Origin of the sequence: Micromonospora sp. NPDC051006, from assembly GCF_044456245.1 — a bacterium.
Lineage (GTDB): Bacteria > Actinomycetota > Actinomycetes > Mycobacteriales > Micromonosporaceae > Micromonospora.
Genome location: NZ_JBITFP010000002.1, coordinates 524,652 through 545,205, shown reverse-complemented (window position 1 = coordinate 545,205; position 20,554 = coordinate 524,652). Strand labels below are relative to the sequence as shown.

The window sequence follows — 20,554 nt, the reverse complement described above, 5'->3', positions numbered from 1 at the left end:
GCACCAAGTGTGCTGGTTTCGGATCAATTATCAAGAGGGTGAGGATCCCGGAAACGGGGAGTGGCCGGGCCGCCACAATGGGCGACCCGGCCTTCCCCTGCTCCGACCGGGCGTCGGTCAGAGCAGACCGTCGGTGATGCCCAGCAGCCCGCCGCCGTGAGACGCGGAACCGTCCCCGTGGACCCCGGCGTCGCCGGTCACACCGTCGGTGACGCCACCGGTCACGCTGCCCACCGTGCCGGTGACGCCGGAGAGGACGCCATCCACCTGATGCGTCACGCCGCCCACCGTGGACGGCACGTCGACCGGCCCGACCCCGCCGCTGTCGCCGCCGGTGAGGCCCAGCCCGCCCAGGGTGTCGTCGACGCCGAGCGAGTCGACCAAGCCGCCGACCTGGCCCGTGGTGCCGGAGAGGGTGCCGCCGAGCAGACCGTCCGGCGTACCCAGCAGGCCGTGGTCGGTCGAGTCGAGCACCGTCTCCGGGCTGCCGACCGTGCTGGTGACATCCCCGATCACCGGGTCGGCCACGGTGTCCACCGCGCCCACCACGTCGGCGTCGAGGGTGTTCGCGACGTCGTGCACCCCGGTCAGGTCGGTGGCGAGGCCACCGGGCCCGACGCCGAGGCCGATCCCGGGCAGCACCATCGCGCCCGCGGCGACCGCCGTCGGGTCGACGGCGATGGCGCCGAGCACACCGGCCTTGACGTCCACACCGGAGTAGCTGCTGCTGACGGTGATCTGCTGCGCCACGCTCTGCAACTGGCCGACGACGTCGGTCGCGTCGGTCACCAGCGGGTCGGCACCGAGCTGGCCGACCACCGGAGCCACCGGCGCGAGTCCGTTCACCGGGGCGTAGTCGACCACCAGCGGAACCACGTCCTGCACGTCGGCGGCGGTGATGTCGGTGAGCCCCGCGGCCTGCAGCGCGCCCTCCGGGTCGAGGTCGAAGGCCGACCGGGCGTCGGCGTCGGTGAGCAGGTTGAGCACGAAGTCGTGCAGGGTCTGGTCCATGTGCCGGTTTCTCCTCGGATGTGGGCGTCGTCGACCGCCGCTCGTCGAAAGCGACGCTATGGGCACGGACCGGCACCGGGCATCGGGGATGATCCCGCAACCCGCCCCGCTCGGTTAGGGCGTCGACCCCCTCGTACGTTAGGGGGACTGGGGGAACCGGGCCGGTCAGATTTAGGGTCTCGATGCAGGAGAGATCTCTGGTACGAACGTAGGAGCCCACGGGGATTCGCCGGGGGTGGGCGTGCACGGGGTGGGAAACCCGTGGCCCTCGACCGGCCGACTCGCGGTGAAGGAAGAAATAGGCGGATGCCGTACGTCCTGGGGATAGACATCGGGAGCACCACCACCGTGGCCACCGTGGCCCGGCGACGGGGGGCCAACTGGGCCCGCCCCGAGGTGGTGGCGCTGGACGCCGCCTCGACGACCGTGCCGTCCGTGCTGCACCTGGGCGAGGACGGGACTCTCGTGGTCGGCGAGTCGGGCACCGACGACGGCAGCCGTACCGCGCGTGGCTTCGTGCACCGGGTCGGCGACGACGTGCCGCTGCTGCTCGCCGGCGAGGCGTGCCCGCCGCAGATGCTGACCGCCGTGCTGGCCACCTGGGTGGTCGAACGGGTCCACGACCGGGAGGGCGCGCCCGCCGAGGCGGTCGTGCTCAGCCACCCCGCGGGGTGGGGACGGCACCGGCGCGATCTGCTGCACGCCGCGCTCTGGGAGCTGGGACTGTCCCACGTGACGCTGCTGCCGCGTACCGTCACCGTCGCCGAGAGCCATGCGGCACGGGGCTTCGCCGGCAGTGCCGCCGCGGTCTACGCCCTGGGCGGCAACAGCTTCGAGGCGGCGCTGGTCCGCCGCAACGCGCGCGGCCGGTACGAGACCTTCGGCTTCCCCCAGGGGCTGGACTGGATCGGTGGCGCCGACTTCGACGAGGCGCTGGCCGAGCACGTCCGCACCGTGCTCGCCCGGGAACTCGCCACCGCCGGCCGCCGGGAGACGCACGCCACCCTGCGCGCCCTGCGGCCCGAATGCGACCGGGCCAAACGCGCGCTGACCGTCGACACCGGGACCGACGTGCTGCTGAACCTGCCCGCCGGGCCGGCCCGGGTGCCGGTGAGTCGGGTGCAGTTCGAGGAGATGATCCGCCCGGCCGTACAGGCCACCGTGGACCTGCTGCTCCGGACCGTGAACTCGGCCGGGCTGCGGCCCGCCGAACTCGACGCCGTCCTGCTGACCGGCGGCTCCACCCGTATTCCGCTGGTCGGCGAACTGCTCGCCGCCGCATTTCCGGTGCCGGTCGAGGTGGAACCCGACCCACAACTGACCGCTGCCACCGGCGCGGCGCTGGCCGCCTGCCAGGTGGTGTCGCCCCGCCCGCGGCCGGCCGAACCGGACCGACCGCCCCGCCCCACCGCCGAGGCCCGTCGGGACGCCGCACCAGCCATCCCCTCACCGCGCCGCCCCGACCACGGCCGCTCGGCTGTCCACAGTGAACCCCCACCCCGTCCCCCGGTCCGGATCGCCCCGCTGGATCTGCCGAGCCCGTCCCGGCTGGCGCTGGCCCGGACCCGGGGACGCGAAGGATGACCACCATGATCATGAGCACTGCCGCCGGAAGCGGACTGGTGCTGGACCGCGCACCGAAGGCCCTGCTCGACGCGGTGGCCACGGATCCGGCGGCGCCACTGGCGCTGGCCGTGACCGGCCCGGGAGGGCACGGCCGCAGCGCGTACCTCCAGGAACTGGCCCGGGTCTACCGCCGGGCCGGGGTCACCGTCCGGGAGGACGTCCCGGAGCTGCCCGAGGAGATCGACCCCGACAGCGTGCTGGTGGTCGACGACGCCCACCTGCTCGACGACGGTCGGCTCCGCGCCCTGCGCCGCCTCGCGGCCGGGCGGCGGCACCGGCTGGCCGTCGGCTACCGGCCGTGGCCGCGGCCGGGCGCGCTGGTCGAGCTGGCCGACACGCTGCGGCGGGACGGGCAGGTCGTCCTGCTCACCCCGTTCGCCCGCGACCAGACCGCCGCCTACCTCGCCACCGCGCCCGAACTGGGCCGGCGCGCCGAACTCGTCGACTTCGTGCACGGCCAGACCGCCGGCGTGCCCCGCGACGTCGAGCGCCTGGTCCGCGGGCTGCGCGGGCGGGAACTCGGCCCCGGCGTACCGGCCGAACCACCACGGCAGGCCGTCCTCGAGTTCGGGCCGGACCTGGACGACCTCGCCACCGACGTCCGGCGGCTGCTGCTGGCCGTCGCCGCCGGCGTACCACTGCCGGTGGAGCTGCTCGGCACGCTGCTCGGCCGCGAGCCGGCCGAGGTGGACGGCATCGTCGCGGCGACCCGGGCGGCGGGCCTGCTCGGCGCGGACGGCCGGCTCGCGCCGCTGGTCCGGCGGGCGGTGACCGCCCTCAGCCCGGCCACCGAACGCACCGCGGTCTGGCGCCGGCTCAGCGAGGTGCAGCTGGCCCGGGGCGGCCCGGTGCTGCCGCTGGTCCGCGCCCTGCTCGCGGCCGGGGTGGCCGGCGATTGCCCCGGCGGAACGCTGGAGGCAGCCGCCGAGGAGGCGCTCACCACCGAGCCGGCCCTCGCGGCGGAACTCTTCGCCGCCGCCGCGGCCGCCGGACGCCCGGTCGGCGCGCGGCAGGCCGTCGCCGCCGCGCTCGCCGGTGACCTCGACGCCGCGCTCCGGCTCGCCGACCGGCTGCTCGCCTCGGCCGCGCCGACCGACCGGGCCGAGGCCGCGGTCGTCGCCGCGACGGCGCTCGCGCACCGTGGCCAGGTCAGCCGGAGCGTGGAGCTCTACCGGTGGTCGGGCGCCGCCCCGGCCGCCGCGTTCGCCACCGTCGGCGCGCTGGCCAGCGGCGATCCGGCCGGATCGACGGCCGCCACCGGCGAGGACCGGGACGGGCCGCCCACCCTGCACGCCAGCGCCGCCCGGCTGATGGCCGCCGGGGTCCGGGACAGCATCGACGGCGTACCCACCGCGGCCCTCTCCACCCTGGTGCAGGCGACGGCCCTGCTGGAGCCGGACGGTCGGGCGGTGCTGCTGCCGGACAGCCCGGCCGCGCTCGCCGCGCTGACCGCGGTGCACTGCGGCGAGCTCGACATCGCCGACCGGGTGCTCGACCGGGCGCTGGCCAGCGGCATCGGCGGCCCGCTGATGGCCCGCCGGCACCGGCTGCTGCAAGCGTGGATCCTGATGGTCCGGGGTCAGACGGCCGTCGCGACCGAACGCCTCGGCACGGTCACCGCCGCCGGCCGACCGCTCGAATCGCGCGACCTGCTCTTCGCCACCGCACTGGAGCTGGCCATCGCCCGGCGCAACAGTGACCTCGGCGCGCTCCAGCGCGGCTGGGGGCACGCGCTGGAGGCGGTGGTCCGGCACCCGGTGGACCTCTTCACCCTGCTGCCACTCGGCGAACTGGCCATCGCCGGCGCGCGACTCGGCGACCTGGACCGGCTGGCGCCGTACCTGCGCGAAGCCCGATCACTGCTGGCCCGACTCGGCGACCCACCACTGTGGAGCGCGCCACTGCACTGGAGCGGCCTGCACGCCGCCATCCTCACCGAGGAGCCCGCCGTCGCCGACGACCACGTGGCCGCGCTGACCGCCGCCGCACCGCACAGCCGCTACGCGACCGTGGTCGCCGCGGCCGCCACCAGCTGGGTCGACGTGCTACGCGGCGTGGTCGACGCGGCCCGGGTGGAGGCCGCCGCCCGCGGACTGCACGACGCGGGGCTCTGCTGGGACGGCGCCCGCCTCGCCGGACAGGCCGCGATCCGGACCTCCGACCGGCGGGCGATGACCACCCTGCTGGACTGCGCCCGGACGTTGCAGGGCCGATCGGCCGGGACCAAGGGCGAGCAGCGACCCACCGGCACCGATGGGCAGGTCGCGGACGCCCTCACCACCCCGGCCGGGCAACGCCTCAGCGACCGGGAACGGGAGGTGGCCGAGCTGGTGCTGGCCGGGCTCACCTACCGGGAGATCGGCGACCGGCTCTTCATCTCGGCGAAGACCGTCGAACACCACGTGGCGCGCATGCGCTCCCGACTCAACTGCGCCAACCGGGCCGAGCTGCTGGCCCTGCTGCGCACCATCGTGGCCGACCGGTCCGGCGTCGCCGCCGGGCAGCCCTGGCCCGAACGGTCGGCCCGATGAGCGCGGACGGGAGCGGCCCGGTGAGCGGAGGTGGGACCACGATGAACCCGAACGGGATCCGGCGGCAGTTCCTCGCCGTGGCGGTCGTGCTGATCGCGCTCTGGTCGTACGCCGCGTACCTGACCGGGCGGGACGCGGCCGACCTGCTTCGGATCCGGGCCCTGGCGGAGACGCTCGGCCAGCCCACCGACCGGCTGATCCTGGGCCTGCAGACCGAGCGGCGACTTACCGCCGGCACCGTCGCCGGCGCCCCCCGGGCGCGAACCGCGCTGGCCCGGGTACGCGAGGACACCGACCGGGCCGTGGCCACGCTGCGCGACACCGCCGCCGGCGGCGACCTCCGGCTGCTCACCGCCGGTGCGGTACGCGACCGGGCCGACGAACTGCTCCGTCAGCTCGACGGGCTGGCTGGTCTGCGGGGCGAGGTGGACGCCGGCCGGGCCGAGTCGGTCGCCGGGTACGACCGGCTTATCGACAGCGCTTTCGCGATCTACGGCCCCGAGTGGGGCGCGCGGGAGAGCGCGCTGGCCGCGGAGACCCGTGCGGTCGTCGCGCTCGCCCGCTCGCGGGAACTGCTCGCCCGCGAGGACACCCTGCTCACCGCCGTCCTGACCAGCGGCCGGATCAGCGCCGACGACCGGCGGCGGCTCACCGAACTGGTCAGCAGCCAGCGGTACGCCGGCGCCGAGGCGGTGACCGGACTGCCGACGGCGGACCGGAACGGCTACCGGGCCCTGCTGGAGGGCCCCCGGTTCGCGGTACTGCTCTCGCAGGAGGACCGTCTGCTGCGCGCCGACGACGGCCCTCCCCCGCTGACCGCGGAGGAGTGGCAGGCCGCCGCCGACCCCGCCCTGGCCGGACTGCACGACCTGGTCCGGTCCGCGGCCCTGGGCAGCGTCGAGCGGGCCACGCCCGGCGCCGCCCTGGTGGTCGCCCGCACCGGCGCGGTGCTGGGGCTCGGACTCATCGCGGTGCTCGCCGCGCTCGTCGCCGGCGCCCGCACCGTCCGCCGGCTGACCGGCGAGCCCGGCCGCCCCGCGGCGACCCCGCCGACCCCCGCGCTCCACCCCCACCAGTGGGAGGACGCCGGACCGGAGCGCGGCACCCGCCCGGTGTCGCCGGCCGCGGTGATGGCAGCGCCGCAGGCCACGACGGAGGCCGGACCCGGACGGGACGAGCGCACCTCGGCGACGGCCACCCGGGAGCTGTTCCTCCGCCTCACCCAGCGCAACCAGGCGCTCCTGCGCGAGCAGCTCACCCTGCTCGACGCGATGGAGCGGCGCGAGCACAGCGCGGAAGAGACCGCCGACCTGTTCCGGCTCGACCACCTCGCCACCCGGCTCCGGCGCAACGTCGAGAAACTCGTCAGCCTCGCCGGCGCGCGGCCGGCCCGGCGCTGGCGCCGGCCGGTGCCCCTGCTGGACGTGGCGCGGGGCGCGGTCGCCGAGGTCGCCGACTACCAGCGGGTGCTGGTCGCCCCGCACTGGCCGGGGTCCCTCGCCGGCCCCGCGGTCACCGACGTCACCCACCTGCTCGCCGAGCTGGTCGAGAACGCGCTGACGTTCTCGCCGGCCAGCACCACCGTGCGGCTGGCCGGCGAGGACCGCCCGGAAGGCCGCGCCCTGGTGGTCACCGACGACGGGCCCGGCCTCGACCCGGCCGCCCTCGCCGCAGCGAACCACCTGCTGGCCGAACCGCCCCCGACGGGGCCACCCGCCGGCCGCAACGGGCTGTACGCTGCTGCCCTGCTCGCCGCCCGCTGCGGTGCCAGGGTCTCGCTGCACCCCGGTCCCCGCGGCGGAACGGCAGCGGTCGTCCTGCTCCCGGCCACCCTGGTCACGCCGGCCGGGCCCGACGGGGCGGCGACCGGGCCGGCCGGCCCCCAGCCCGTACCGCCGACGCGGTCACCAGCCGGATCCGGAGCCGGCGACCTGCCGGTGCGGAGCCGACACCCCGGGCCGGTGCGGCCCGGGCCGGGAACGGCCGGCTCCGACACGGTCGAGATACCGGTCTCCAGAGCAGCGAGAGGACGCTCATGACGCAATCAGTGGTCACTGCCGACAGCCTGACCGACGCCCTGAACGATCTGGTCGATCGGGTGCACGGGGCCGAGTTCGCGGTGGTGCTCTCGCCGGACGGGCTGCTGCTCGGGGCCAGCCGCGAGGTCGACGACCGGCTGGCGAACCAGCTCTCCAGCCTGGTCGCCGGCATGGAGGCGCTCGGCACGGCGGCCACCCGGGTCTGCGTCGGCGGCGCGCTGCGCCAGGTCGTGGTACAGATGGCACGGGCGTTCCTCTTCGTCGCCACCACCCGCAACGGCGCGATCCTGACCGTCCGGATCGGTGGAGACGCGGAGGTCGGCGACATGGCGTACGAGGTGGCGCTCTTCGTGGGCCAGGCCGAGCGGCACCTGCCGGTGTACCTCGAACCGGCTTCGACAGTGACGGGCGGGGAGATCGGTGCAGCCGACCGGGGGCGGTGAGGAGGCGTGGTACGACGACGACGCTGGGCCGGTGGTCCGCCCGTACACCATGACGGGTGGGCGTAGCGCGCCCGACAAGGGTCGGTTCGACCTGATCACGCTGGTCGTGTCCCGGGGCCCGGCGCCGCCGACCGCGCAGCTCTTTCCGGAACAGGCGGCGATCGTCGAGATGTGCCGGCGACCGCTCTCGGTGGCCGAGATCGGCGCGGATCTGGACCTTCCGGTGGGCACCGTCCGGGTGCTCCTCGGCGACCTGCTCGCCGCCGGTCTCATCGAGACGCACGAGCCGCCGACCCTCTCCGAACTGCCGTCCGAGGACCTGCTCAGGGAGTTGCTCGCCGGTCTACGCGCGCTGTGAGCAGCTGGCCGACCGCGATACCGGTGCCGCCTCGGCGGCCACCGGTGGAAAATCTGAAAGGGGAACGAGGTAGTGCCGGCATCACCGCCGCAACCACGACGGACCGTGGCGATCATCCTGCTCGACCGGATCATGGACGTCGCGAACGCCATCCGGTACGCGGTCACCGGGCGGGGTGAGGGGTCCCGGTTCGCCCAGATCGCCATCCTCGCCTCGCTGGCGGTGCTGGTGGCCACGGCGGTCCCCGTAGTCCTGGTGCTGCGGACCCCGGAACGGCTGGCCCCGGTGGCCCTCGACCCGCCACCGAATCCCTACGTGCCGAACGTCCCCGAGCCGGGCACGCCCGGCGCGGAGGCCCTGCCGCCGGCGTCCGCCCGCCCGTCGCCCACCCGGCCGTCCGCCACCGCGACCCCGACCTCCGCTGCGCCGCCCACCACCGCCGGCCCGGCAACCACGTCCGCCCCGGCTGCCGTACCGCTGCGGGCCGACTTCGCCATCGGGGAGAGCGCGTTGCTCAGCTACGGCGCCACGGTGACCATCCAGAACCCGGGCCCGGCCGCGGCACCGAAGTGGACGCTGGTGGTCACGCTGCCCCGCGAGTCGCTCGACGTCACCGCGGTGAGCGGCGCCCGAGCCAGCCGCGACGGCGCGAAGTGGATCTTCGTGCCGGACGGCGCCGCCGGTCAGGTGCCGGGGCGCGGCTCGACCCGGGTGACGTTCCGGGTGGCCGGCGCTCCGATCAGCGCCGCGCCCACCGCGTGCACCATCGACGGCGCGGCCTGCGCCGGCCTGCCGGACTGAGTCGCGGCGGGGGTCAGTCCCGCCGCGCGGCCGGCACCGCACAGGCCGCGGTGCCGCCGGGCAACCGGTGCCGGTTGCGGGCCACCCAGCGGTACGCGGGCCAGGCGGCGGCGCGTACCGGCGGGAACCGCAGGCCGGCCCCGGCCACCCGCCAGAACGGCCCGCTGTCGCCCAGCAGCCGGGCGATGGCTTCCGGCCCGGCGGCGCGTACGCCGTCGACGCCCACCCACTGCACGGCCTGCTCGCACTCGGCCTCGGTCAGCCCCAGGGCGGCCAGGTCGGCGAACTGCCAGGGCACCACCCGGGCGGAGGTGGGGATGCGCCGCTCGATGAACTCGGCGCAGCGGGTACAGAACGCGCAGTCCCCGTCGTAGACGAACGTCGACCTCTCCATGCCTCCATCCTCCACCCGAGGGCCGGCGCGGCATCGACGAGGTGGGGAGGAACACCCGGCGCGCCCGCTTGCGCCACGCTCGTACGTGTGTTCGAATAGTGGCCATGCGCTGGGACAACCTCACCGCTCCCCCGGTCGAGGGAGTTCCCGAGCGGGCAGCGCCAGCGACGCCACCCCTGCCGCTGGCGCTGCCCGGCGCAACCGTCCGCACCTTCGACACCCCCGCCTTCGCCGGGATGACCTTCTACGAGGTGCGGGCCAAGTCGATCATCAACCGGGTGCCGGGCACCTCCCGCGTCCCGTTCGAGTGGACGATCAACCCCTACCGTGGCTGCAGCCATGCGTGTGTGTATTGCCTCTCAGGTGACACCCCGATCCTGATGGCCGACGGGCGGACGAGGCAGCTGCGCGACCTGGAAATCGGTGACCGGATCTACGGCACGGAACGCCGCGGGGCCTATCGCCGCTACGTCGCCACCACGGTGCTGGCCAAATGGTCCACGGTTAAGCCGGCCTACCGCGTCACGCTGGCGGACGGGACCACGCTGGTGGCGAGCGGTGACCACCGCTTCCTCTCCGAGCGCGGCTGGAAGTACGTCACCGGGGCGATGCAGGGCCCGGCACGACGTCCCTACCTGACCATCAACAACCGGCTGATCGGCACCGGTCGCTTCACTGACGGGCCGAAGGAGTCGTCCGACTATCGCCAGGGCTATCTCTGCGGCATGATTCGGGGCGACGCCAACCTGGGCAGCTACCACTACGCCACCGGCTCGGTTCACCGGTTCCGCCTTGCCTTGGTGGATGAGGAGGCGCTAGGCCGGGCCGAACGGTACCTGGCAATCGCCGGCATCGAGACCTCGCGCTTCTCCTTTGCCGCGGCGAGCGCCCGCCGGCGCGCAATGTCGGCTATCCGGACGTCCCGCCAGCGCCACATCGAAGCGATCACCGAGCTGGTCCGGTGGCCTGCGGATCCCAGCGAAGACTGGCGTCGCGGGTTCCTAGCCGGCATCTTCGACGCGGAAGGTAGCTGCAGCCGGGGCGTATTCCGGATCAGCAACAGCGATGACGAGATTCTCGATCACATACGGCAATCGCTGGCCCACTTCGGCTTCAGTGCCGTTCTCGAGGACCTCGCTCTGACGAATCGCGTGCGAAACGTCCGGCTGACCGGCGGCATCGCCGAGCGCCTTCGCTTCTTCCACCTGACCGACCCGGCTATCACTCGGAAGCGGTCCATCGACGGGATGGCGCTGAAGTGTCAGGCAGACCTGCGAGTGACCGCGATCGAGCCGCTGGGTTTGGACTTGCCGCTCTGGGACATCACCACCGGCACCGGCGATTTCATCGCCAACGGCGTGGTCAGCCACAACTGCTTCGCGAGAAATACTCACACTTATCTCGACCTCGATGCCGGGGCGGACTTCGACAGCAAGGTGATCGTCAAGGTCAACGCGGGCGAGCTGGTCCGCCGCGAGCTGGCCGCGCCGCGCTGGCGGGGCGCGCACGTCGCGATGGGCACCAACGTCGACTGCTACCAGCGAGCCGAGGGGCGCTACCAGCTCATGCCGCAGATCATCGCGGCGCTGCGCGACTTCGCCAACCCGTTCTCGATCCTCACCAAGGGCACGCTGATCCTGCGCGACCTGCCGCTGCTGCGCCAGGCCGCCGAGGTCACCCGGGTCGGCGTCTCCTACTCGGTGGGCTTCGTCGACGAGCGGCTCTGGCGCGCCGTCGAGCCGGGCACCCCGAGCCCGCGCCGGCGGTTGGACGCCGTCCGGGCGCTGAGCGACGCGGGGCTCCCCGTCGGCGTGCTGATGGCGCCGATCCTGCCCGGGCTGAGCGACAGCGGCGAGTCGATCGACGCCACCGTGGCGGCGATCGCGGCGGCCGGCGCGACCAGCGTGACCCCGATCGCCCTGCACCTGCGCCCCGGCGCTCGCGAGTGGTACGCGCACTGGCTGGCCCGGGAGTTTCCGCACCTGGTCCCGCGCTATCGCGAGCTCTACCGCGCCGGCGCCTACGCCCCGCAGGCCTACCAGCGCGAGCTGACCGCACGGGTGCGGATGGCGGCCCGCCGGCACGGCCTTTACCGCAGCGAACCCGCCGAGCAGGCGGAGCCCGGTGAGTCCGGCCAGGGTGGTGGGCCCGGCGAGCGCGGGGGGCACCGCCGCCTGACGAAATCGCCGCCGCCCCCGGCCGCCGAGCAGCTGTCCCTGCTCTGACCGAACCGGGTCGGCGCACTCACGCCGCCCAGCCCCGACAGCGTCTCCGTCGCCCGCCCGCGCGGTCGGGAGCGCCGCGGCGGAGTTACAGTCGCCAGGTGCGTACCGCTCAGCAGATCCTCGCCGATTCCGCCGTGATCGCCGTCGTCGGCGCGTCCCGCGACCCGCTCAAGGCCGCGCACACCGTGCCGTCGCAGATGCAGCGGTACGGCTGGCGGATCATCCCGGTCAACCCGACCGCCGACGAGCTCTTCGGTGAGCCGGTCTACCGGTCGCTGGCCGACATCCCGCACCCGGTCGACCTGGTGGACGTCTTCCGCCCGGCCGCGGACGCGGTCGAGGTGGTCCGCCAGGCGGTGGCTATCGGCGCCCCGGCGGTGTGGTTGCAGCTCGGCATCGTCTCGCCCGAGGCGCGGCGGATCGCCGAGGAGGCGGGCATCGACTACGTCGAGGACCGCTGCCTGATCGTGGAACGGGCCGCGGCCGGCCTGACCCGCCTGGGCTGACGACGGCGAGAGCGCCGGGCCCGGTAGGCCCACGCCCGGCGGTCGTTCAGGCCGCGGTCAGAGCTTGTACTCCTTGAGCAGGCCGCGGGAGATGATGGTCTTCTGGATCTCCGAGGTGCCCTCGCCGATCAGCAGGAACGGCGCCTCCCGCATCAGCCGCTCGATCTCGTACTCCTTGGAGTAGCCGTAGCCGCCGTGGATGCGGAACGCCTCCTGCACCACCTCGGCGCAGTACTCGGAGGCGAGCAGCTTGGCCATTCCGGCCTCGACGTCGTTGCGCTGGCCGGCGTCCTTGAGCCGAGCGGCGTTGACCATCAGGGCGTGCGCCGCCTCGATCTTCGTACCCATCTCGGCGAGCTTGAATGCGATGGCCTGGTGCTTGGCGAGGGGCTGGCCGAAGGTGCGGCGCTGCTGGGCGTACGCGACGGCGAGTTCGAAGGCGCGCAGCGAGATGCCGCAGGCCCGGGCGGCGACGTTGACCCGGCCGACCTCGATGCCGTCCATCATCTGGTAGAAGCCGCGGCCGACCTGCTCCGCGCCGCCGAGGACGGCGGAGTCGGGGACGGTCACCCCGTCGAGCACCATCTCGGTGGTCTCGACGCCCTTGTAGCCCATCTTGTCGATCTTGCCGGGGATGGTGAGGCCGGGGGCGGTCTCGCCGAAGCCGGGCTCCTTCTCGAGCAGGAAGGTGCTCATGTTGCCGTAGACCGAGTCGGCGCCGGTCTCGGTCTTGACCAGGGTGGCGACCACCGAGGAGTACGCGCCGTTGGTCAGCCACATCTTCTGGCCGTTGAGCACGTAGCTGTCGCCGTCGCGGACCGCCTTCGACTTGATCGCCGAGACGTCGGAGCCGCACTCAGGCTCGGACATGGAGAACGCGCCGCGCACCTCGCCGGTGGCCATCTTCGGCAGCAGCCGCCTCTTCTGCTCGGCCGAGCCGTGCTGGGAGATCAGGTACGCCACGATGAAGTGGGTGTTGACGATGCCGGAGATCGACATCCAGCCCCGGGAGAGCTGCTCGACCACCAGTGCGTAGGTCAGCAGGGACTCGCCAAGCCCGCCGTACTCCTCGTCGATGGTGAGGCCGAAGAGGCCCATCTCGCGCATCCCGTCGAGGATGTCGGTCGGGTACTCGTCGGCGTGCTCCAGCCGCTGGGCGTGCGGGATTATCTCTTTGTCGGCGAACTCCCGGACGGTCTCCAGGATCGACCGCTGCACATCGGTCAGGCCGGGTGTCTGGGCGAGTCGAGCCATCTCAGCCTCCGGGGGATCGGCGCATTACTCCTGGGTAACTGAACGCTGGGTCAGTATCGGTCGCCGCGGCGGCGAGGCCAAGGTGACCAGTCCCCACAACCGCTGTGAAAAGGTTCACCGCTGCGGGTAGCGTCCGGCAAGAGGGCCCCGACCGGCGGCGCCGGCAGGAGGAGGAGACCGTGACCAATCCGCCGCCGTCCGAACCGTCCGAGCCGTCCCGCCCCGAGCAGCCTCCGTCGCCGTACGAGCCGCCGCCGGAGCGCTCGCCCTACGCGCCGCCGTCCGACGGGTCGCCGTTCGGGCGGCCGCCGGAGGGGTCGCCGTACGGGCCGCCGCCGGAGGGCTCGCCGTACGGCCCGCCCGCCGACCAGTCGCCCGCCCCGGACCAGCCGCCGTTCGGCCAGGCCAGCGGCTACCCGCCCGGCCCGCAGTGGGGGCAGCAGCCGTCGTACGCCCCGCAGGTGCCCTACGGCCAGTACGGTCCGCCGCCGGGCGGACCCGGGCGCGGCACCAACGTGCTCGCCATCCTGTCGCTGGTCTTCGCGTTCGTCTTCCCGCCCGCCGGCGCCGTCCTCGGCCACCTGGCCAAACGGCAGTTGCGCACCAGCGGCGAGGAGGGCGAACAGCTCGCCACCTGGGGGCTGATCCTGGGCTACGTCTTCACCGGGCTGGGGTTGCTGGCCTGTTGCGGCTGGATCGCCCTGCTGGCCTTCACCGGCTACAGCGGCGACAGCGGCGGCTACTGACCCGCTCCGCGTCAGCGGAACTGGGCCTCGCGGACGCTGTTACCCCCGTCGACCACCAGCATCTGCCCGGTGATGTAGGACGCGGCCGGCGAACAGAGGAAGGCGATCGCCGCGGCCACCTCGTCGGGCGTGCCCGGCCTGCCGACCGGTGTGCCCAGGCCCTGCTTGATCTCGGCCATGGTGGACGCCGCGGTGTAGATGGTGCCCGGCGCGACCGCGTTCACGGTCACCCCGTCGGCGATCATCTCCATGGCCAACGCCCTGGTCAGGCCGATCACGCCCGCCTTCGCCGCGGCGTACGCGGCCTCGGTGGGCAGCGCGTTGACCGGGCCGGCGGTGGCGGACAGGTTGACGATCCGCCCCCAGCCGCGCTCGGCCATCCCGCTGATGAACGCCCGGCTGCACAGGAACGCCGTGGTCAGGTTGCGGTCGATCTCGCCGCGCCACTCGTCGTAGCTGAGCTGGGCGACCGGGCGGAGCACCTCCGGGCTGGCCCGGCTGGCCAGGCCGGCGTTATTGACCAGCACCTCGACGTCGCCGAGCTGGTCGGCGACCGCGTCGGCCAGCGCGCCCACCTCGGACTCGTCGGTCAGGTCGGCGACGAAGCCGGTGACCCCCAGCTCGCCCGCCCGCTCGTGGATCCGCCGAGTGGTCGAGACGATGGCCACCCGGGCACCCAGGTCGGCGAGCCGCCGCGCGGTCGCGTAGCCGATCCCGTCCGCGCTGCCCGCCCCGGTGACGAGCGCGACCCGGCCGTCGAGCCGCATGGTCACCGGCTCGGGGAGCGCGGCCGGCTCGTCCTGGCCGTGCTGGCCCGCCGGCGCGTTCGCGCGGCTACGCCGGCCCAGGCCCGGGCGGCTGGCATCCCGTCTCGGTCGGCTGCCGGAACGGTCCGCGGCGCGCGCGTCGATTGCCATGCCTGGATCCTGCCCGTTCGGGCCGGCGCGGGCAACGCGGCACCCGGAAGCAGGGGCATCGGGTTTGCGTGGTGCTGGCTACCCTGACGGCGCACCCCACGCGACGGAGAGAGCACATGACCTATCCCCCACCGCCCGGCGGCTGGCACGATCCGGCGTGGTCGGGCCAGCCGTCTGGCCCGCCGGCCGACCCGACCCTGCCGATCGGCGGCCAGCCGGTGCCCACCCAGCCCGGCCCGGTCGATCCGTACGCTCCGGTCGACCCGTACGGCGCCGGGCAGCAGCCCGCGCCCACCACTGCGTACGCCCTGCCGGGTTATCCGGCGCCCGGTCATCCGGGCTACGGCTACGCCCCGCCGCAGAAGACCAACGGGCTGGCCATCGCGGCCCTGGTGCTCTCCCTGATCGGGTTGACCTCGTGCATCACCGCGCCGATCGGCGCGATCCTCGGGCACATGGCGCAGAAGCAGATCCGGGTCACCGGCGAGGGCGGCGAGGGGATGGCGAAGGCGGCCATCATCGTGGGCTGGATCCTCACCGCCCTGCTGGTGCTGGTGATTCTCTTCTACGCGGCGGCGATCATCTTCGCCATCACCCAGAGCGACAACACCAGCTACTGACCCGTTTTCACCCCGCCGGCGGGGCTCACTCCGCCGGCGGGGTGAAGGACGAGGTCCGGCTCATTCCGGCGGCCCGGCCCTTGGCCGCGATCACCAGGGCCATCTTCCGGGACGCCTCGTCGATCATCTCGTCGCCGAGCATCACTGCGCCGAGCCGGCCGCCCGCCTCCGACGTGTAGTGCTCGTACGCGTCGAGGATCAGCTCGGCGTGGTCGTAGTCGGCCTGGGCCGGCGAGTAGACCTCGTTCGCCGCGTCGATCTGACCGGGGTGCAGCACCCACTTGCCGTCGAAGCCGAGCGCGGCGGAGCGCTTCGCCACCTCGCGGAACGCGTCGGTGTCCCGGATCTGCAGGAACGGGCCGTCGATGGCCTGCTTGTCGTGCATCCGGGCGGCCATCAGGATCCGCATCAGGATGTAGTGGTAGGGATCGCCGGGGTAGTCGGGGATCAGCGCGCCGACCACCAGCGACTTCATGTTGATCGAGGCCATGAAGTCGGCCGGGCCGAAGATGATGGTCTCCACCCGCGGCGAGGCGGCGGCGATCTCGTCCACGTTGACCAGTCCGGCGGCGTTCTCGATCTGCGCCTCGATGCCGATCCGGCCGACCTCCAGGCCGAGGGTCCGCTCCAACTGGGTGAGGGTCAGGTCGAGCCACTGCACCTGGGCGGCGCTCTGCACCTTGGGCAGCATGACGCAGTCGAGGTTGGCGCCGGCCCCCTCGACCACGTCGATGACGTCCCGGTAGGTCCACGGCGTGGTCAGGTCGTTGACCCGGACCACCCGGGTCTTGCCGGCCCAGTCACCCTCGTTGAGGGCGGCCACGATGTTCTTGCGGGCGTCCGGCTTGGCCAGCGGCGCGACCGCGTCCTCCAGGTCGAGGAAGACCTGGTCGGCGGGGAGGCCCTGGGCCTTGCCGAGCATCTTGACGCTGGAACCGGGTACCGCGAGGCAGGACCGGCGGGGGCGACCGACAGCGGCCATGGATGCGCTCCTTCCAGCGTCCGGCGGGCACGCCGGCGCACCTGACGACGGGCCGGCGGGGACACCGACGGCCTTAACGATCCCAAAGGTGTTTGTGACCACACGGTAACCTCGCGCCATGACCGGGGTGAATGGACCTGTGGAAGATCTCACTGGGCGTCGGCTGGTGGTGGTGACCGGGGCCAGCTCGGGCATCGGGCTCGCCACCGCCGTGGACCTGGCGTGCCGGGGTGACCAGGTGGTACTGGTCGGTCGGGACCCGGCCCGGTTGCAGGCCGCCGGGGATCGGGTCCGCGAGGCGGCGGGTGAGCGGCCGGAGCTGTTCCGGGCCGACTTCGCGGTGCTGGACGACGTGCGCCGGCTGGCGGAGCGACTGCGGGCCGCTTACGACCACATCGACGTGCTGATCAACAACGCGGGCGCGATCGTGTTGCAGCCGATCACCACCGTCGACGGTTTCGAGCTCTCCATCCAGGCCAACCACCTGGCTCCGTTCCTGCTCAGCAACCTGCTGAAGGACCGGATCGGTCGGACCCTGGTCACCGCCTCCGGCGCGCACCGCAGCGGGGTGCTCGACCCGGACGACCTGAACGCCACGCTGCGCCGCTACCGGCCGATGACCGCGTACGGCACCAGCAAACAGGCGAACATCCTCTTCGCCGCCGAGGCGGCCCGGCGCTGGCCGGAGATCCCCGCGCACTCGTTCCACCCGGGCGTCGTGCGCACCCGGTTCGCCAACGACAGCCGGTTGGTCGCCTTCGGGATGCGGGTGCTGCCGTTGCGCAGCCCGGAGAAGGGCGCGCAGACGTTGATCTGGCTCGCCAACTCGGACCCGGCCCGGCTGGTGAACGGCGGTTACTACTACGACCGCCGACTGCGCCGGCCGCTGCGCAAGGCGGCCGACCCGCAGCTCGCCGCCCGGCTCTGGACGGCCAGCGCCAAGGCCGTCGGCGTCGACGCCTGACGAGTTCCACGCTGTCCTCGGCGCTCCGTCCGCTGGCATACTCCGCGCCATGACGACGGGGAACGACACACCGACGCTGCGGGTGTCCGGCGAGGACGCCGAACTGGCCGCCCGGATGGACCGGGAGCTGACCGCCTTCAACAACGCCGCCACCGGCGCGGACGACGAGGCCGGGCTCTCGGTGCGGGTCACCGACGCCGACGGGGAGCTGGTCGCCGGCCTGACCGGCTGGACCTGGGGCGGTCGGGCCGGGATCAACACGGTCTGGGTCCGGGCGGAGCGCCGGCACGAAGGGTGGGGCGGCCGGCTGCTGCGGGCGGCCGAGGAGGAGGCCCGGCGTCGGGGCTGCACCGAGATCTCGGTGTCGTCGTTCTCGTTCCAGGCGCCGGCCTTCTACCGGCGGCACGGCTACACCGACACCGGGATCCGGGACGGCATCCCCGGCGGCCACGTCGACCACCACTTCTGGAAGTCGCTGGTCACCGACCCGGCCGACACCGTGCGGCTGGTCGCGCTGGTCGAGCTGCCCGACGCCGAGACCGGGCAACGGTACGAGGACGCGGTGCTCGCCCTGTTGGACCGGCACGGTGGGCGGCTGGAGCGGCGGCTGCGCACCGACGACGGGCGGACCGAGGTGCACGTGATCCGGTTCGCCGGCCGGGCCGGGCAGCAGAGCTTCATGGGCGACCCGGAACGCCTCGCGTTGCGGGCCACGCTCGGCGACGCCGCGCCGGTCACCCGGGTGCTGACGGTCCAGGACGTCTGAGCGCTCCCACGGGCACAGCGGTCATTCGCTCAGGTGCACCGGCAGGTTGGTCACCACCACGCCGGGCAGCGGACGCAGGGCCCGGCGCAGCCGCTGCTCGACCCGGTTGTGCAGCGGGCGGTGCCAGCGGCTGCGCAGCACCACCTCGGGCACGATCACGGTGAGCAGCACGTCGGGCCGGGAGACGTGCAGCGCCTCCAGGTAGTGCGCGAGCGGCCCGATCACCGCCCGGTACGGCGAGACGATCGTCTCCAGCCGCACGTGGTCGCCCCAGGCCCGCCACTGCTCACGGAACCGGTCGGACTCGGCGTCCTCCGGGGCGATGTGCACGGCCAGGGTCGGCTGACCGAGCGAGGCCGCGTACGCCAGGGCCCGCAGCGAGGCCCGGTTCAGCCGGGCGACCGGCACCACCACCAGGTGCCGTACCTGTTGCGGAAGTTCCTGCGCCTCGGCCGGCGCGCCCGGTTCGACCGCACCGGGCAGCGGCGCGGGGGTCAGCGCCCGCTTGCCGTTCGGTGACGGCGCCAGCGCCAGCGACCGGTCCAGCGTCCGGTAGTGCCGGTGGATGGCCAGCGACAGCAGCACGAGCAGCGGCACGGCGATCACCACCACCCAGGCGCCCTCGGTGAACTTGGTCAGCGCGGCGGTCACCAGCACCAGTCCGGAGAGGGTCGCCCCGACGGCGTTCACCACCGCCCGACGGCGCCAACCCCCGTCACGCCGTCGACGCCAGTGCACCACCATGCCCGTCTGGGAGAGGGTGAAGGCGAGGAACACCCCGACCGCGTAGAGCGGGATCAGCGCCTCGGTGTGGCCGCGGAACGCGACGAAGACCAGCCCCGCCGCGACCGCGAGCGCGATCAGACCGTCGCTGAACGCCAGCCGGTCGCCCATGTGCAGGAACCGTCGCGGCGCGTGGCCGGCCCGGGCCATGAAGAACAGCAGCCGCGGAAAGCCTGCGAACGCGGTGTTGGCGGCCAGCAGCAGGATCAGGGCGGTGGCGGCCTGCACCAGGCCGAACCAGGGACCGGTCGGGAAGGTGACCCGGGCCAGCTGGGACAGCAGCGTCGCCTGCGTGGTGGGTACCAGCCCGCTGAGGTGGATCAGCACGGTCAGCCCGACGAAGAAGAGCACCAGCATGGCGATCATCCAGCTGAGGGTGGTGCGGGCGTTGCGCCACTCCGGCGGCTTGAACGCCGGCACCGCGTTCGACACCGCCTCGATACCGGTCATCGACACCGCGCCGGAGGCGAAGGCCCGCAGCACCAGCAGCACGCCCAGCCCTTCGGCCGCCGGCACCGGCGGGGGTGCGACGGGGGCGAATCCCCGTTCGGCCGCCCGGACGTAGCCGACCACGAGCAGCAGCAGCAACGCGACGACGAAGGCGTACGTGGGCCAGACGAAGAGGTTGCCGGCGGCCCGTACGCCGCGCAGGTTCCCGGCGAGCAGCACGGTGATGATCAGCACCCCGAGCGGCACGGTGAACCGACTCATCCCGGGCAGCGCCGACGTCACCGCGTGCACCCCCGCCGCCACCGAGACCGCGACGGTGAGCACGTAGTCCACCATCAGGCCGGCCGCGGCGGCGAGCCCCGGCCGGGCACCGAGGTTGTCGGTGGCCACCACGTAGGAGCCGGCGCCGTGCGGGTAGGCGACCACGGTCTGCCGGTAGGAGAGGCCGACGGCGACCATGAGCAGGGCCAGCACGGCGGTCAGCGGCAGGGACAGCCCCAACGCGCCGGCGCCGGCCAGCACCAGCACGGCCAGCATCGCCTCCGGCCCGTACGCCACCGAGCTGAGCAGGTCGGACGAGAGCACCGGCAGGGCGACCAGCTTGCGCATCCGCTCGTAGAGCACCGCGGCGCTGCTCAGCGGCGGCCCGAAGATCGCCCGCCGGATCCGGGTCAGCTCCCGGCCGGCGCGGGTGCCGGGTACGTTGGCCGGCTCGGTCGCGACCAGCTCGCCGGGATCGCCGACCTGGAACATCTCGATCGGGGCGAGTCGGCCGAACCGGCCGGCGGCGGGCTCGGTGGGGTGCCGGCGGAGCGCGGGGTCGATCGGCAGGTCGGCGGCGGCCCGGACGTCCCGCCACTGCTCGCCGATCCGGCGCAGCGCGCCCAGCTCGTCCTCGCTCAGTGGCGGGAACTCGGCCGACGGGGTCACCGCCATCCCCGGCGTCCGCTCCTCGTCACCCCCGCTGTTCCGCCGCCCCATCACCGCTCTTTCGTCGCCCGGCTCCCTCCGCACTGTCACCGAAAGCGGCCCCGTCGGCGGCGGAATCGCGACTCTTCGCCGAGAAGGTGCCCGCGAAGGGCGGCCGGGCGGCCCCGGGGGTCAGTCGGGCAGCGGGACGCCGTGGGGCAGGTGGCCC

General features: G+C 73.8%; 18 protein-coding genes. 12 read left to right on the top strand and 6 right to left on the bottom strand.

All coding sequences use genetic code 11. The features are described from left to right. Positions 1-117: 117 nt before the first annotated feature. Complete coding sequence (locus ACIBBA_RS06290) at positions 118-1,011, bottom strand: IniB N-terminal domain-containing protein (protein WP_396694288.1); 894 nt, start codon at positions 1,009-1,011, stop codon at positions 118-120. A 306-nt stretch (positions 1,012-1,317) separates the two neighbouring features. On the opposite strand from ACIBBA_RS06290, the gene ACIBBA_RS06285 reads away from it, so the two are divergent. The 6 genes from ACIBBA_RS06285 to ACIBBA_RS06260 all read left to right on the top strand — a co-directional run bounded on the left by ACIBBA_RS06285 (position 1,318) and on the right by ACIBBA_RS06260 (position 8,809). After that, the gene (locus ACIBBA_RS06285; RefSeq protein WP_396694286.1) at positions 1,318-2,595 is read left to right on the top strand and encodes an Hsp70 family protein; all 1,278 of its coding nucleotides are present in this window, start codon (positions 1,318-1,320) and stop codon (positions 2,593-2,595) included. A gap of 5 nt (positions 2,596-2,600) precedes the next feature. Further along, positions 2,601-5,168, top strand: coding sequence for a LuxR C-terminal-related transcriptional regulator (locus ACIBBA_RS06280; protein WP_396694284.1), 2,568 nt, complete (start codon positions 2,601-2,603; stop codon positions 5,166-5,168). Next, entirely contained in the window at positions 5,165-7,207 is a 2,043-nt protein-coding gene (locus ACIBBA_RS06275; protein WP_396694282.1) for a nitrate- and nitrite sensing domain-containing protein, read from the top strand. The genes ACIBBA_RS06280 and ACIBBA_RS06275 overlap by 4 nt, the downstream gene beginning before the upstream one ends. Further along, complete coding sequence (locus tag ACIBBA_RS06270) at positions 7,204-7,650, top strand: roadblock/LC7 domain-containing protein (RefSeq protein ID WP_350867592.1); 447 nt, start codon at positions 7,204-7,206, stop codon at positions 7,648-7,650. Before ACIBBA_RS06275 ends, ACIBBA_RS06270 begins: the two co-directional genes overlap by 4 nt. Then, positions 7,628-8,008 (top strand): DUF742 domain-containing protein, encoded by a 381-nt coding sequence (locus ACIBBA_RS06265; RefSeq protein WP_357048090.1) that lies wholly within the window; start codon positions 7,628-7,630, stop codon positions 8,006-8,008. The genes ACIBBA_RS06270 and ACIBBA_RS06265 overlap by 23 nt, the downstream gene beginning before the upstream one ends. A gap of 105 nt (positions 8,009-8,113) precedes the next feature. Then, a complete protein-coding gene (locus ACIBBA_RS06260) occupies positions 8,114-8,809 on the top strand; it encodes a cellulose binding domain-containing protein (RefSeq protein ID WP_396694279.1) in 696 nt (231 codons plus the stop codon). A gap of 13 nt (positions 8,810-8,822) precedes the next feature. Here ACIBBA_RS06260 and ACIBBA_RS06255 read toward each other — a convergent pair whose 3' ends face one another. Further along, positions 8,823-9,203, bottom strand: a complete 381-nt coding sequence (locus ACIBBA_RS06255; protein WP_396694277.1) for a thiol-disulfide oxidoreductase DCC family protein — start codon at positions 9,201-9,203, stop codon at positions 8,823-8,825. Positions 9,204-9,307: 104 nt separating this feature from the next. Between ACIBBA_RS06255 and ACIBBA_RS06250 the strand changes: the two genes are divergently transcribed. After that, the gene (locus ACIBBA_RS06250; RefSeq protein ID WP_396694275.1) at positions 9,308-11,428 is read left to right on the top strand and encodes an intein-containing Rv2578c family radical SAM protein; all 2,121 of its coding nucleotides are present in this window, start codon (positions 9,308-9,310) and stop codon (positions 11,426-11,428) included. Positions 11,429-11,526: 98 nt separating this feature from the next. Then, complete coding sequence (locus ACIBBA_RS06245; protein WP_396694273.1) at positions 11,527-11,934, top strand: CoA-binding protein; 408 nt, start codon at positions 11,527-11,529, stop codon at positions 11,932-11,934. 57 nt (positions 11,935-11,991) lie between these two features. Here ACIBBA_RS06245 and ACIBBA_RS06240 read toward each other — a convergent pair whose 3' ends face one another. After that, entirely contained in the window at positions 11,992-13,188 is a 1,197-nt protein-coding gene (locus ACIBBA_RS06240) for an acyl-CoA dehydrogenase family protein (protein WP_396694271.1), read from the bottom strand. A gap of 179 nt (positions 13,189-13,367) precedes the next feature. On the opposite strand from ACIBBA_RS06240, the gene ACIBBA_RS06235 reads away from it, so the two are divergent. Next, positions 13,368-13,934, top strand: coding sequence for a DUF4190 domain-containing protein (locus ACIBBA_RS06235; protein WP_396694269.1), 567 nt, complete (start codon positions 13,368-13,370; stop codon positions 13,932-13,934). A gap of 11 nt (positions 13,935-13,945) precedes the next feature. Here the strand turns inward: ACIBBA_RS06235 and ACIBBA_RS06230 are convergent, their stop codons facing one another. Next, entirely contained in the window at positions 13,946-14,782 is an 837-nt protein-coding gene (locus ACIBBA_RS06230; protein WP_396694338.1) for an SDR family NAD(P)-dependent oxidoreductase, read from the bottom strand. Between the two features lie 185 nt (positions 14,783-14,967). Here ACIBBA_RS06230 and ACIBBA_RS06225 point away from each other — a divergent pair, with 185 nt between their 5' ends. Beyond that, entirely contained in the window at positions 14,968-15,471 is a 504-nt protein-coding gene (locus tag ACIBBA_RS06225) for a DUF4190 domain-containing protein (protein WP_396694267.1), read from the top strand. A gap of 25 nt (positions 15,472-15,496) precedes the next feature. Here ACIBBA_RS06225 and ACIBBA_RS06220 read toward each other — a convergent pair whose 3' ends face one another. After that, on the bottom strand, positions 15,497-16,453 hold the full coding sequence (locus ACIBBA_RS06220; protein ID WP_396694265.1) for an HpcH/HpaI aldolase/citrate lyase family protein: 957 nt from the start codon (positions 16,451-16,453) through the stop codon (positions 15,497-15,499). 139 nt (positions 16,454-16,592) lie between these two features. Here ACIBBA_RS06220 and ACIBBA_RS06215 point away from each other — a divergent pair, with 139 nt between their 5' ends. After that, positions 16,593-17,417 carry an SDR family NAD(P)-dependent oxidoreductase gene (locus ACIBBA_RS06215; protein WP_396694336.1) on the top strand — a complete coding sequence of 275 codons (825 nt, stop codon included), beginning with the start codon at positions 16,593-16,595 and terminating at the stop codon, positions 17,415-17,417. 49 nt (positions 17,418-17,466) lie between these two features. After that, the gene (locus ACIBBA_RS06210; RefSeq protein WP_396694263.1) at positions 17,467-18,183 is read left to right on the top strand and encodes a GNAT family N-acetyltransferase; all 717 of its coding nucleotides are present in this window, start codon (positions 17,467-17,469) and stop codon (positions 18,181-18,183) included. Positions 18,184-18,204: 21 nt separating this feature from the next. Here ACIBBA_RS06210 and ACIBBA_RS06205 read toward each other — a convergent pair whose 3' ends face one another. After that, positions 18,205-20,397 carry an APC family permease gene (locus ACIBBA_RS06205; protein ID WP_396694261.1) on the bottom strand — a complete coding sequence of 731 codons (2,193 nt, stop codon included), beginning with the start codon at positions 20,395-20,397 and terminating at the stop codon, positions 18,205-18,207. Positions 20,398-20,554 lie beyond the last annotated feature (157 nt).